The organism is Bacteroides sp. 3_1_23 (assembly GCF_000162555.1).
Lineage (GTDB): Bacteria > Bacteroidota > Bacteroidia > Bacteroidales > Bacteroidaceae > Bacteroides > Bacteroides ovatus.
Genome location: NZ_GG774955.1, coordinates 832,188 through 847,544, shown reverse-complemented (window position 1 = coordinate 847,544; position 15,357 = coordinate 832,188). Strand labels below are relative to the sequence as shown.

6 protein-coding genes and 1 pseudogene are annotated in these 15,357 nt (G+C 48.6%); all 7 read left to right on the top strand.

Annotated elements, in window-relative coordinates; translation table 11 throughout:
* The first annotated feature begins 144 nt into the window (after positions 1–144).
* Positions 145–597 (top strand): DUF1896 domain-containing protein, encoded by a 453-nt coding sequence (locus HMPREF9010_RS0124780; protein WP_004304266.1) that lies wholly within the window; start codon positions 145–147, stop codon positions 595–597.
* Positions 587–5,251, top strand: a pseudogene (locus HMPREF9010_RS0124775) (N-6 DNA methylase); the annotation flags it as partial. The gene HMPREF9010_RS0124780 and the pseudogene HMPREF9010_RS0124775, both read left to right, overlap by 11 nt.
* 679 nt (positions 5,252–5,930) lie before the next feature.
* Positions 5,931–7,598: a group II intron reverse transcriptase/maturase gene (gene ltrA, locus HMPREF9010_RS03630; protein WP_032852949.1), complete on the top strand. Its 1,668-nt coding sequence runs from the start codon at positions 5,931–5,933 to the stop codon at positions 7,596–7,598.
* 1 nt (position 7,599) lies between these two features.
* A complete protein-coding gene (locus HMPREF9010_RS0124770; protein WP_032852894.1) occupies positions 7,600–8,865 on the top strand; it encodes a hypothetical protein in 1,266 nt (421 codons plus the stop codon).
* A gap of 656 nt (positions 8,866–9,521) precedes the next feature.
* Positions 9,522–11,447: a tetracycline resistance ribosomal protection protein Tet(Q) gene (gene tet(Q) / locus HMPREF9010_RS03635; RefSeq protein WP_004293868.1), complete on the top strand. Its 1,926-nt coding sequence runs from the start codon at positions 9,522–9,524 to the stop codon at positions 11,445–11,447.
* The gene (locus HMPREF9010_RS03640) at positions 11,447–13,765 is read left to right on the top strand and encodes an ATP-binding protein (protein WP_004348456.1); all 2,319 of its coding nucleotides are present in this window, start codon (positions 11,447–11,449) and stop codon (positions 13,763–13,765) included. Before tet(Q) ends, HMPREF9010_RS03640 begins: the two co-directional genes overlap by 1 nt.
* Positions 13,758–15,080 carry a sigma-54-dependent transcriptional regulator gene (locus HMPREF9010_RS03645; protein WP_004293870.1) on the top strand — a complete coding sequence of 441 codons (1,323 nt, stop codon included), beginning with the start codon at positions 13,758–13,760 and terminating at the stop codon, positions 15,078–15,080. The genes HMPREF9010_RS03640 and HMPREF9010_RS03645 overlap by 8 nt, the downstream gene beginning before the upstream one ends.
* The last annotated feature ends 277 nt before the right edge of the window (positions 15,081–15,357 follow it).

Here is a 15,357-nt window from a genome sequence, read left to right as displayed (position 1 = left end):
TTCAGAGTAATGAATTGTTCTTCGATACCGGATTACACTCATACTTTGGATTTAGTGGTGGCACTCGGAGGGATACCGAGTGCCTTTTTCTTCCTTTTTCCAACCGATTATCCCGTTAATTATCAATCCGCTAAATCCAAAGTAATGAACAACAAGAAGAAAAACGAGGGTCAGACCGACTTTTCCTATTACGGTCTGTACCTGCTGGACTATCTCCGCACGAACAAGTTTGAACAGGCTGACGACACCGCTTTCATACGGGAACGGGCCGACCGTGCCGCCGAAACGTATGAGAGGGCACGGCTTGAAGGCTATCCCGCCGATGGTGCGCAGGAACTGGCGATGGACACGCTGCTGCGCGGGCTGCATTATTCCCGTTACGCCATCCTCCGCGAAGTCGTGGAAAACGAGTTTGCCGATGAAGTGCCGGAAGAGAAGCGTGAAGCCTTTGTCCTGAAACTGCTGCCGCTTGTCGGCAACGTGTTCTCCGTCTATGACCTCTCGGATGACAATTTCGCCCTGTCTTCCGATTACGACCTGCTCTACACGGAGCTGACGGGAGCAACCGTCCTTTACTTAGACGAATATGGCGTTTAACCGCAAACAGAAACTGCGGGACAACATCGAGGCGATACGGACGGCATTCATCCTTGACAGGGAAAACAGGACAGCGACAACCGAAGAGCGTGCCATACTTCAAAGGTACTGCGGTTTCGGCGGTCTGAAATGTATCCTCAACCCTGCAAAGGAACTGACGGATGCCGTCCGGTGGGCGAAATCCGACCTCGAACTGTTCGCCCCGACGGTGGAGCTGCACAGGCTTATCCGTGAGAACAGCAAGGACGAAACAGAGTACAAGCGGTTTGTGGATTCGCTGAAAGCGTCCGTGCTGACCGCTTTCTACACCCCCAAAGAGATAACCGACACCATCGCGGACGTGCTGGCAGATTACAGCGTCCGCCCCGCCCGTATGCTCGAACCGTCGGCAGGTGTCGGCGTGTTCGTGGATTCCATGCTACGGCACAGCCCCAATGCGGATGTGATGGCTTTCGAGAAGGATCTGCTCACGGGTACAATCTTGAGGCATCTCTATCCCGACCAGAAAATGCGCACCTGCGGTTTTGAGAAAATCGAAAGACCGTTCAACAATTATTTCGACTTGGCGGTGTCCAACATTCCGTTCGGTGACATTGCCGTGTTCGACGCGGAGTTTCAGCGGAGCGACTCTTTCGGCAGACGCTCCGCCCAGAAAACCATCCACAACTATTTCTTTCTCAAAGGACTGGATGCCGTGCGTGACGGCGGTATCGTGGCGTTCATCACCTCGCAAGGGGTATTGAATAGCACCAAGACCTCCGTGCGTAACGAGCTGTTCAGTCAGGCCAATCTGGTATCCGCGATACGCCTGCCCAACAACCTGTTCACGGACAACGCGGGGACGGAGGTGGGCAGCGACCTGATTGTCCTGCAAAAGAACCTCAGCAAGAAGGAAATGTCGCAGGACGAGCGGCTGATGACCGTGATACAGACGGACACGAAAACCGACCTGACCGACAACGCCTATTTCATCCACCACCCGGAACGCATCGTGCATACGACGTCGAAACTTGACACTGACCCCTACGGGAAGCCCGCTATGGTTTATCTGCACGAGGGCAAGACCGCAGGTATCGCCGGGGACTTGCGCCGGATGCTCAACGAGGATTTCCATTACAGGCTCGCCATGCGTCTGTATTCGGGAACAATCTGGCAGTCGGGAACGGAAGAAAAGGTTACCGTTCAAAAGGAGGCGGAGCGTCCTGCTATAAAATTGGAAACGGTATCTTCGGCGCAGACGGTGGAAACTCCGACGGAAAAACCGCAACCCGTTGAGGAAAAACCGGAGATAGAGCCACGTCCGAAATATTCTGACGGGGTGCAGCTCTCCTTGCTCAACCTCTGGGGGATGACGGAAGAGGTCAGCCAACCGAAAACCTCCAAAAAGAAAAAGACGGTGAAAAAGGCAGTTACGGCAAAGTCCACTCCGCCCAAACCGAAAGTCACGGTTACACCGACAGCTCCAACTGCAAAACCCGCTATGGAGAATAAGGAGGTGAAAGCGGAGAACACCGCCAAGCCTGCCGACCCGGACGACATCTATGCAAAGCTGGACTGGGAAACCAATCCTCCCATCAACGGCTTCTACGAGATGATGATGGAACTCACGCCGGAGCGCAGGAAGGAACTTCGGGAGCTGGCAAGGCAGCATAATGAAAAACATGAAAACAGAACGGTTGCGACGATCACGCCGGAAGTACCACGTGAACAACCCCGGCAGGAGGAAACACAGCCGGAAGCAGTCGCCGCACCTGCTGTTACCGATGCTCCACCGGAAACGGTGGCTACTTCCCTTTTTCCCGACATCGAACCGGAAAAGCCGAAGGAGGAAGTCGCGGACCTTACGCCGCGTGCCTACCATCGCACGCCGGAGATGCACCTGCGCGAAGGCTCGCTGGTGGCTGACCGGGGGCGTCATAACATCGGCTATCTGAAGGACATCACGCCATACGGGGCTACATTCCAGCCGCTCGACCTGAAAGGATACCAGAAGGAAAAGGCGTTGTTGTATGTGTCGCTGCGTGACGCCTACGAGCGTCTGTACCGTTATGAATCGCTCCGGCGCGAGGCAAATGTTCCGTGGCGAGAGCATCTGAATACCTGTTACGATGAGTTTGTCATGCGCTACGGCAACCTCAACGCCAAGCAGAACGTGAAGTTAGTGATGATGGACGCGGGCGGGCGTGACATCCTTTCGCTGGAACGGGTGGAGAACGGAAAGTTCGTCAAGGCGGACATCTTCGAGCATCCCGTTTCCTTCTCCGTGGAGAGCCATGCCAACGTAGGCTCTCCCGAAGAAGCCCTGTCCGCGTCGCTCAACAAATATGGCACGGTCAATCTCGACTATATGCGGGAGATAACCGACAGCACGGCGGAGGAGTTGCTCACAGCCCTGCAAGGACGCATCTATTACAATCCGCTCGTGACCGGTTACGAAATCAAAGACCGCTTCATAGCCGGGAACGTGATAGAGAAGGCGGAACGCATAGAGGCTTGGATGGGCGAAAACCCCGAAAGTGAGCGTATGCCGGAAGTGAAACAGGCGTTGGAGGCTCTGAAAGATGCCGAACCGCCGCGTATCGCCTTCGAGGATCTGGACTTCAATTTCGGGGAACGCTGGATTCCGACGGGTGTCTATGCCGCCTACATGAGCCGGCTGTTCGACACGGAGGTGAAAATCGCCTATTCCGCAAGCATGGACGAGTTTTCGGTTGCGTGCGGCTACCGCACCATGAAAATCACGGACGAGTTTCTGGTAAAGGGGTATTACCGGAACTATGACGGTATGCACCTCTTGAAACACGCCCTGCACAACACCTGCCCCGACATGATGAAGTCCATCGGCAAGGACGAGCATGGCAACGACATCAAGGTGCGCGACAGCGAGGGCATACAGCTCGCCAACGCCAAGATTGATGAAATCCGCAACGGTTTCTCCGAATGGCTCGAAGAACAGTCGCCGCAGTTCAAGGAACGGCTGACGACAATGTATAACCGCAAGTTCAACTGTTTCGTGCGCCCGAAGTATGACGGCTCGCACCAGACCTTCCCCGACCTCAATCTGAAAGGCTTGGCAAGCCGGGGTATCAAGAGCGTCTATCCCTCGCAGATGGATTGCGTCTGGATGCTGAAACAGAACGGCGGCGGAATTTGCGACCACGAGGTGGGAACCGGCAAGACGCTGATAATGTGCATCGCCGCGCATGAGATGAAGCGTCTGAAATTGGCACATAAGCCGATGATTATCGGGCTGAAAGCCAACGTTGCGGAGATTGCCGCCACCTATCAGGCGGCATATCCCAACGCACGTATTCTGTACGCTTCGGAGAAGGACTTTTCGACCGCCAACCGTGTGCGCTTCTTCAATAATATAAAGAACAACGACTACGATTGTGTCATCATGTCGCACGACCAGTTCGGCAAGATACCGCAGTCGCCGGAGTTGCAGCAGCGCATCCTGCAAGCGGAGCTTGACACGGTGGAGGAAAACCTCGAAGTGCTGCGGCAGCAGGGAAAGAACGTGTCGCGGGCTATGCTGAAAGGTCTGGAGAAGCGCAAACACAACCTTGAAGCGAAGCTGGAGAAGGTGGAACATGCCATAAAGTCACGCACGGACGACGTGGTGGATTTCAAGCAGATGGGCATCGACCACATCTTCATAGATGAGAGCCACCAGTTCAAAAATCTGACGTTCAACACGCGCCATGACCGTGTGGCGGGACTGGGCAACAGCGAGGGAAGCCAGAAGGCACTGAACATGCTCTTTGCCATACGCACCATACAGGAGCGCACGGGCAGAGACTTGGGAGCGACCTTCCTTTCGGGTACTACCATCAGCAACTCGCTGACGGAGTTGTATCTGCTGTTCAAGTATTTGCGTCCGAAGGAGCTGGAACGGCAGGACATCCGATGTTTCGACGCTTGGGCGGCGATATTCGCCAAGAAGACGACGGATTTTGAATTTAACGTGACGAACAACGTGGTTCAAAAGGAGCGTTTCCGCTACTTCATCAAGGTGCCGGAACTTGCCGCCTTCTATAATGAAATCACGGACTACCGCACGGCAGAGGACGTGGGCGTAGATCGTCCCAACAAGAATGAGATACTGCACCACATACCGCCCACGCCGGAGCAGGAGGACTTCATACAGAAGCTGATGCAGTTCGCCAAGACTGGCGATGCCACACTTCTGGGCAGGCTGCCGCTTTCGGAAACGGAGGAAAAGGCGAAGATGCTTATCGCCACCGACTACGCCCGCAAGATGGCACTCGACATGCGCATGATAGACCCGCATTATGAAGACCACCCCGATAACAAGGCGAGCCACTGTGCCAAGATGATCGCGGAGTATTACCAAAAATACGACGCGCAGAAAGGCACGCAGTTCGTTTTCTCGGACTTGGGGACATATCAGCCGGGCGACGGGTGGAACGTCTATTCGGAAATCAAGCGCAAGCTGACGGAGGATTACGGCATACCGCCAAGCGAGGTGCGCTTCATTCAGGAGTGCAAGACCGACAAGGCTCGGAAGGCGGTGATAGACGCCATGAATGCCGGAACGGTGCGTGTTCTGTTCGGCTCCACCTCCATGCTCGGAACGGGTGTGAACGCACAGAAAAGGTGTGTGGCAATTCATCATCTCGATACGCCGTGGGTGCGACATGAAGTCGCATAGATAATTGTTGGAATGATACTTACGGGTATCAGTTTTAACCCGCTGTTCCGTCAGCGGTAGCCTACCGACCGGTGCACCCTAATGTTGTATTAAGCGGTCGGGACAAAGTACACTTTCGCAAGACAAGACAGAACCGTGAGGGGAAGTGAAGTACGGTTAGTATCATACCGTAGAGTGGCGAGGCTGGATAGTATGGTTAGCGCAAGCGAACTGTTAGTAAACTTCGTAATGTCACGAAAGAGTGTAAGATACTGGCACACTCTACCCAAAAGGGAAGCGGTCGGTTAATCCTCTCCATGGTAGGATTACACGGATATAAGCACCGCCGGAGGATGAGACAGAACCTAACCTATCCGTTAGTTATCTATGTGGAACATGGTAAGCCTGTATATCTCCTGTCATGTAAAAAATGGCAGGTAAGCTGACAGCAATGAAAGCCGAATGGTGTGCAGGTATAAGATAACAGAAAAAGCGAATGCCGTTCTGTAATGGAGCGGATACGGATTGAACCGACATCACGAGCTGATGTGGGCGACATCATCCGACACGAAAGTGGGCAGACTTCTGTGACGACATTAGGGAGGCAATCAAAACCGAATGTTGTCAAATGGTGATTCTTTACAATCAACTTTTAGAACTTTCAAAAGGAGGAAAGCAAATGAACGAAAACAAGACATCGTGTGCGCCTGCTGACAATCAGCAAACACTTTGGGACAGAATAGACTGGAATAAGGCGGAGTTGGCTGTCAGAAAGCTACAAGCGCGTATTGTAAAGGCTCAGAAGGAAGGCAGACCGGGCAAGGTGAAAGCCTTGCAGTGGACGCTGACCCACTCTTTTTACGCAAAAGCCTTAGCCGTAAAGAGAGTTACTTCTAATGGAGGTGGCAACACCCCCGGGGTGGACATGGAAACATGGGAGAAACCCGAAGCAAAAACACAAGCGATAAGCGAACTCAAACGCAGAGGCTACCAGCCGAAGCCATTGAGAAGAGTCCACATCAAAAAGAGTAATGGCAAACTGCGACCGTTGGGAATACCGACAATGAAAGACAGAGCCATGCAAGCACTCTACCTCATGGCATTGGAACCAGTGTCGGAAACAACAGCCGACACACGTTCATACGGTTTCCGCAAGGAACGTCGCTGTATGGATGCGGTAATGCAATGCCATAACATTCTCCGAAAAGGCTATTCTCCCGAATGGATTCTGGAGGGTGACATAAAGGGGTGCTTCGACCATATCAGCCATGAATGGCTGCTTGCCAACATCCCTATGGATAAGGCAATGCTCCGAAAATGGTTGAAATGCGGCTATATCTTCAACAAACAGATGTTCCCGACAGAGGAGGGAACACCACAAGGTGGTATTATCTCTCCCACGCTTGCCAATATGACATTGGACGGATTGCAGAAAGTCCTTGCAGAGAAATATAAACGAGTTAGAATCAAAGGCAAGTTATATTCGCCAATGGTGAATCTTGTCCGCTACGCTGATGACTTTATAATTACCTGCGAGAACCGTGAAACACTTGAAAAGGAAATCAAGCCATTGGTAGCCTACTTTATGTCTGAAAGAGGTCTGACCTTATCAGAAGAAAAGACGGTGATAACCAATATCCGTGACGGTTTCGATTTTCTCGGTTTCAATATCCGCAAATACGGCAATGAAATATTGACCAAGCCGACCAAGAAAGCCGAAAAACGCTTTATGGAGAATATCCGTAAGGTGACAAAAGGCCATAAGGGTTGCAAGCAGGAATCATTAATCAGGATGTTGAATGCTAAAATCCGAGGATGGGGAGCATATTATCAGCATGGGGCGACACGTGATTCTTTTCATAGAATTGACCATCAGATATTTCTCGCCTTGTGGCAATGGGCTAAACGCCGTCATTCCAAGAAAGGGAAACGGTGGATAAAAGACCGTTATTGGCACAATATCCGAGGGAACAGCTGGACTTTTGCGGCTAAGTTCAAGAAATCAAACGGCAAAGAAGACCAACTTACCTTGTTGAAACTGGCATCTTCGTTTCCTTTCCTGCAATATACGCAGATAAAGGGGGACATGAATCCGTTTGATGCAGATTGCCGCTTGTACTTCAATAAAAGAATGAAGTCAAAAATACTTGTGACACTGAAAGGACGTAAGTCCCTGCTTTACCTATGGGAAAAGCAAGGTCGGAAATGTCCGATATGTGGTGAACCGATTGACACGCATAAGGCATGGAACGTAATGCCAACCGTCCAAGACGGACGGAAATGTAATCTGTTGGTTCATGATGAATGTTTCAAATTATCCCGTAAAACCAATGGAAACAAGAAGTAGTATGAGCCGGTCTCTGCACACGAACAGAGACTTAGAAAAGCTTGAGCCGTATGAGGGGAAACCCTCATGTACGGTTCTGAGGGGGGAAGAGGGCAGTAATGCTCTTGACCTACCCGATCGACCGTCCGACCTGCAACAGCGTGACGGACGCGGAGTTAGAGCCGGAAACGAAATTGCCAAGCATTTCGCCGGGAACAACGTGGACGTAATCATCTACGCGGTGGAGAAGTCACTGGACAGCTACAAGTTCAACCTCCTGCACTGCAAGCAGACTTTCATCAGCCAGCTCAAAAGCGGTGCTATGGGGGCGCGTACCATCGACGAGGGGGCAGTGGACGAGAAATCGGGCATGAACTTTTCGGAATATATGGCGTTGCTATCCGGCAACACCGACCTGCTGGACAAGGCGAAACTTGAAAAGCGCATCGCCTCGCTCGAAGGGGAACGCAAGTCGTTTAACAAGGGCAAGCGTGATTCGGAGTTCAAGTTAGAGTCGAAGACGGGCGAGTTGCGTAACAACACGGCTTTCATAGATGCCATGACGGAGGACTGGAACCGCTTCCTTTCGGTGGCGCAGACCGACAGGGAGGGCAACCGCCTTAATATAATAAAGGTGGACGGTGTGGATTCCGCCGATGAGAAGGTTATCGGAAAGCGTTTGCAGGAGATAGCGAAAAACGCCACTACGGGCGGGCTTTACACACAGGTCGGAGAACTGTACGGTTTTCCGATAAAGGTGGTGAGCGAGAGGATACTCAAAGAGGGATTGGAGTTTACCGACAACCGCTTCGTGGTAGAGGGGAACTACAAGTACACCTATAACAACGGACATCTGGCAATGGCTGATCCGATGGCTGCCGCCCGAAACTTCCTGAACGCGATGGAGAGGATACCCTCCATTATCGACCAGTACAAGGCGAAGAACGAGGTGCTGGAGAGGGAGATACCGCAGTTGCAGGAGATAGCGGGCAAGGTGTGGAAGAAGGAGGACGAGCTGAAGCAGCTGAAATCCGAACTTGCCGCCCTTGACCGAAAAATACAGCTGGAACTTGCGCCGCCCACGCCCGAAGTCGCCGAAAAGGAGAAAGAAGGGCAACAGGTCAAGCCGGAAGCGGAAGATGTGAGGAACAGGCAGGCGCAATATCCCGAAAATGCACCGCCGCAGATACGCAGTCCGGCGGATAGTATCGTTGCCAACCATGTCATAATCGGGCGTCCGGGACTGTATGCCAAGGAGGAAACCCGGTTCAAAGGATTGAAAATATAACCTTAGGAATTTTATCTGAAGTATTAATAAGGGCTATCCCAAAAGGTCTAAAAGTAAATTTTATCCTTTCTGCAAGTATCTGTAGGATGGCAACTGCATTTTTTTCTTTTTGGGCAGCCCTTATTAAAATTTATTCTTATTTTAGGTTATATACATTCATGTCCATTTATGTAAAAAATCCTGCTGACCTTGTTTATGTCTTGTCAGTCACCATTTGCAAAACCATATTTGACCCTCAAAGAGGCTGAATTTGATAAGCAACTTGCTACATACTCATAATAAGGAGCTAAATAGAACACGAATGGGAAATACTCAAATGCCAAACTAAAGAAGATATTGGCCAAAATAAACGCTATACCGAGAGAGAAACTTGATTTTTCAACTTCCTAAAACAGTGTTGTTCAAACATTTCTACTTATTTGTACTTACCAGTTGAACCTACGTTTCCCTAATAAAATGTCTATGGTAAAAAGTTAAAAAATCCTCCTACTTTTGTTAGATATATTTTTTTGTGTAATTTTGTAATCGTTATGCGGCAGTAATAATATACATATTAATACGAGTTAGGAATCCTGTAGTTCTCATATGCTACGAGGAGGTATTAAAAGGTGCGTTTCGACAATGCATCTATTGTAGTATATTATTGCTTAATCCAAATGAATATTATAAATTTAGGAATTCTTGCTCACATTGATGCAGGAAAAACTTCCGTAACCGAGAATCTGCTGTTTGCCAGTGGAGCAACGGAAAAGTGCGGCTGTGTGGATAATGGTGACACCATAACGGACTCTATGGATATAGAGAAACGTAGAGGAATTACTGTTCGGGCTTCTACGACATCTATTATCTGGAATGGTGTGAAATGCAATATCATTGACACTCCGGGACACATGGATTTTATTGCGGAAGTGGAGCGGACATTCAAAATGCTTGATGGAGCAGTCCTCATCTTATCCGCAAAGGAAGGCATACAAGCGCAGACAAAGTTGCTGTTCAATACTTTACAGAAGCTGCAAATCCCGACAATTATATTTATCAATAAGATTGACCGAGCCGGTGTGAATTTGGAGCGTTTGTATCTGGATATAAAAGCAAATCTGTCTCAAGATGTCCTGTTTATGCAAAATGTTGTCGATGGATCGGTTTATCCGGTTTGCTCCCAAACATATATAAAGGAAGAATACAAAGAATTTGTATGCAACCATGACGACAATATATTAGAACGATATTTGGCGGATAGCGAAATTTCACCGGCTGATTATTGGAATACGATAATCGCTCTTGTGGCAAAAGCCAAAGTCTATCCGGTGCTACATGGATCAGCAATGTTCAATATCGGTATCAATGAGTTGTTGGACGCCATCACTTCTTTTATACTTCCTCCGGCATCGGTCTCAAACAGACTTTCATCTTATCTTTATAAGATAGAGCATGACCCCAAAGGACATAAAAGAAGTTTTCTAAAAATAATTGACGGAAGTCTGAGACTTCGAGACGTTGTAAGAATCAACGATTCGGAAAAATTCATCAAGATTAAAAATCTAAAAACTATCAATCAGGGCAGAGAGATAAATGTTGATGAAGTGGGCGCCAATGATATCGCGATTGTAGAGGATATGGATGATTTTCGAATCGGAAATTATTTAGGTGCTGAACCTTGTTTGATTCAAGGATTATCGCATCAGCATCCCGCTCTCAAATCCTCCGTCCGGCCAGACAGGCCCGAAGAGAGAAGCAAGGTGATATCCGCTCTGAATACATTGTGGATTGAAGACCCGTCTTTGTCCTTTTCCATAAACTCATATAGTGATGAATTGGAAATCTCGTTATATGGTTTAACCCAAAAGGAAATCATACAGACATTGCTGGAAGAACGATTTTCCGTAAAGGTCCATTTTGATGAGATCAAGACTATATACAAAGAACGACCTGTAAAAAAGGTCAATAAGATTATTCAGATCGAAGTGCCGCCCAACCCTTATTGGGCCACAATAGGGCTGACTCTTGAACCCTTACCGTTAGGGACAGGGTTGCAAATCGAAAGTGACATCTCCTATGGTTATCTGAACCATTCTTTTCAAAATGCCGTTTTTGAAGGGATTCGTATGTCTTGCCAATCCGGGTTACATGGATGGGAAGTGACTGATCTGAAAGTAACTTTTACTCAAGCCGAGTATTATAGCCCGGTAAGTACACCTGCTGATTTCAGACAGCTGACCCCTTATGTCTTCAGGCTGGCCTTGCAACAGTCAGGTGTGGACATTCTCGAACCGATGCTCTATTTTGAGTTGCAGATACCCCAAGCGGCAAGTTCCAAAGCTATTACAGATTTGCAAAAAATGATGTCTGAGATTGAAGACATCAGTTGCAATAATGAGTGGTGTCATATTAAAGGGAAAGTTCCATTAAATACAAGTAAAGACTATGCATCAGAAGTAAGTTCATACACTAAGGGCTTAGGCATTTTTATGGTTAAGCCATGCGGGTATCAAATAACAAAAGGCGGTTATTCTGATAATATCCGCATGAACGAAAAAGATAAACTTTTATTCATGTTCCAAAAATCAATGTCATCAAAATAATGGAGCGGTCAGGAAATTTCTATAAGGCAATACAGTTGGGATATATACTTATCTCCATTCTTATCGGATGTATGGCATATAATAGCCTCTATGAATGGCAGGAGATAGAAGCATTAGAACTTGGCAATAAAAAAATAGACGAGCTCCGAAAAGAAATAAACAATATCAATATTCAAATGATAAAATTTTCTCTATTGGGTGAAACAATACTGGAATGGAACGATAAAGATATCGAGCATTACCATGCACGGCGTATGGCAATGGACAGTATGCTTTGCCGTTTCAAGGCCACCTATCCAGCAGAGCGCATCGATAGTGTGCGCAGTCTTTTAGAGGATAAGGAACGACAGATGTTCCAGATAGTCCGGTTAATGGATGAACAACAATCTATTAACAAGAAGATAGCCAATCAAATTCCGGTTATTGTGCAGAAAAGTGTGCAGGAACAGTCCAAAAAGCCAAAACGAAAAGGTTTCTTGAGCATCTTCGGCAAAAAAGAGGGAACGAAGCCAACGACAACAACGACTACGCTCCGTTCATCCAATAGAAACATGGTCAACGAACAGAATGCGCAGAGCCGTCGATTGTCAGAACAAGCCGATAGTCTTGCTGCCCGTAATGCAGAACTTAACAGACAACTGCAAGGATTGATTTGCCAAATCGAAAAGAAGGTGCAATCTGATTTACAAAATAGAGAAAGCGAGATAACAGCCATGCGTAAAAAATCATTTATGCAGATAGGCGGCTTGATGGGATTTGTTCTTTTGCTGTTGGTCATTTCCTATATCATCATACACCGTGATGCAAAGAACATTAAACGATACAAACGCAAGACAACGGATTTGATCGAGCAATTGGAACAGTCCGTGCAACAAAATGAGATACTCATAACCTCCCGAAAGAAAGCGGTATATACTATTACCCATGAGTTGCGTACACCACTGACGGCAATAACCGGCTATACCGAACTTTTGCGGAAAGAATGCAATAGCGGTAATAATGGGCAATATATCCAAAATATACTGCAATCCTCCGACCGTATGCGGGATATGCTCAACACTTTGCTTGACTTCTTCCGCCTGGACAACGGCAAGGAACAGCCCCGTCTGTCACCCTGCCGGATTTCTGCAATCACGCACACACTTGAAACGGAGTTCATGCCTGTTGCCGTGAACAAAGGGTTGTCCTTGTCCGTGAAGACTGGACACGATGCCATTGTATTGACCGACAAAGAGCGAATAATACAAATCGGGAATAACCTGCTGTCAAACGCTGTCAAGTTCACAGAAGAAGGCGGTGTTTCTTTGATTACTGAATATGATAATGGAGTTCTGACACTGGTCATTGAAGATACAGGTACAGGCATGACAGAAGAGGAACAGAAACAAGCGTTCGGTGCGTTTGAACGTCTATCAAATGCCGCTGCAAAGGAGGGTTTCGGGCTTGGGCTTGCCATAATGCGTAATATTGTGTCGATGCTTGGCGGAACAATCCGTTTGGACAGCAAGAAAGGGAAAGGCAGTCGTTTCACAGTTGAAATTTCTATGCAGGAAGCTGAAGAACAGCTTGGATATACAAGCAATACACCTGTTTATCATAACAATAAATTCCATGATGTTGTCGCCATTGACAATGATGAGGTATTACTTCTAATGCTGAAAGAGATGTATTCCCAAGAAGGAATACACTGCGACACTTGCACCGATGCTGCGGCACTGATGGAAATGATACGCCAGAAAGAATACAGCCTGTTGCTGACAGACTTGAATATGCCTGGTATAAACGGTTTCGAATTGCTGGAACTGTTGCGTTCGTCCAACGTGGGCAATTCACCAACAATCCCGGTGGTTGTGGCAACCGCTTCGGGCAGTTGTAACAAAGGGGAACTATTGGCAAAAGGCTTTGCCGGATGCCTGTTCAAGCCGTTCTCCATATCGGAACTGATGGAGGTTTCCGACAGGTGTGCCATAAAAGCGACACCGGACGGGAAACCGGACTTTTCCGCCTTATTGTCCTATGGCAATGAAGCCGTCATGCTGGAAAAGTTGATAACTGAAACAGAAAAGGAAATGCAGGCGGTACGGGATGCAGCAAAAGAAAAAGACCTGCAAAAGCTGGATTCCCTGATCCACCACCTGCGCAGTTCGTGGGAGGTGCTCCGTGCCGACCAACCGCTGAATGTACTTTACGGATTGCTTCGTGGCGATGCTCTCCCGGATGGTGAAGCGTTAAGCCATGCCGTGACTGCTGTGCTGGATAAGGGAGTGGAAATAATACGGTTGGCAGAAGAGGAAAGGAGAAAATACGAAGATGGATAAGACAAAAATAATTGTGGTGGAAGACAACATCGTGTATTGCGAATATGTCTGCAATATGCTGTCACGGGAGGGCTACCGCAATATGAAGGCTTACCACCTCTCAACCGCGAAGAAACATCTGCAACAGGCAACAGATAATGATATCGTGGTTGCCGACCTGCGTCTGCCTGACGGCAGTGGCATAGACCTTTTGTGCTGGATGCGAAAGGAGGGAAAGATGCAGCCCTTCATCATTATGACCGACTACGCCGAAGTTAATACCGCCGTGGAAAGCATGAAACTCGGCTCGATAGACTATATTCCCAAACAGCTTGTGGAGGATAAACTTGTCCCCCTGATCCGTTCCATACTGAAAGAACGTCAGGCAGGACAACGCCGTATGCCTGTATTCGCCCGTGAAGGTTCCGCTTTTCAGAAAATCATGCACCGGATAAGGCTGGTAGCCGCCACCGACATGAGCGTGATGATATTTGGTGAGAACGGCACGGGTAAGGAGCATATTGCCCATCTGTTGCATGACAAGAGCAAACGTGCAGGCAAGCCATTTGTGGCGGTGGACTGCGGTTCACTCTCCAAAGAGCTTGCACCGTCGGCTTTCTTCGGACACGTCAAGGGAGCGTTTACAGGTGCGGACAATGCCAAGAAAGGATATTTCCATGAGGCGGAAGGCGGCACGCTTTTTCTGGACGAGGTAGGAAACCTCGCGTTGGAAACCCAACAGATGTTGCTCCGCGCCATACAGGAGAGGCGGTATCGCCCGGTCGGAGACAAGGCAGACCGGAATTTCAATGTCCGCATCATCGCTGCTACCAATGAAGATTTGGAAGTAGCGGTGAATGAAAAGCGTTTTCGGCAGGATCTTCTGTACCGCCTGCACGACTTCGGGATAACCGTTCCTCCGTTGCGTGACTGTCAGGAAGACATCATGCCGCTGGCAGAGTTCTTCCGTGATATGGCAAACAGAGAGCTGGAGTGTAGCGTGAGCGGGTTCAGTTCCGAAGCACGTAAAGCGTTGCTGACACACGCATGGCCGGGCAACGTGCGGGAACTTCGGCAGAAAGTTATGGGTGCTGTATTGCAGGCGCAGGAAGGTGTTGTCATGAAAGAGCATCTGGAACTTGCCGTGACGAAACCGACCTCTACTGTCAGCTTCGCCTTGCGCAATGACGCGGAGGATAAGGAGCGGATATTGCGTGCGTTGAAACAGGCAAACGGCAACCGGAGTGTCGCCGCAGAACTGCTCGGCATAGGCAGGACAACACTATACAGCAAACTTGAAGAGTATGGACTTAAATATAAATTCAAGCAATCATAGCCCGTAATTCACTGAATTTGGCTATCTTTGCATAACATTTGAGAAAAACGGCGATTGGCAGGAGCTTTTCGCCGCCAACATATAGGATAAGACCGCAAGGCGTTTCAAGCGAAAATCTGGTAAATTGGAACTACGGAGACGATTGCGTGATGCTTATGCTATGCTTACGCATAGCGTGCATTCACGTACTCTCCGTAAAGGCTTTACCAGAGCCATCGCTTGAAGGTAGTGTGAATTGCACGCTACTTTTTTACCCTTGCCTAACGAAAGGAAACGA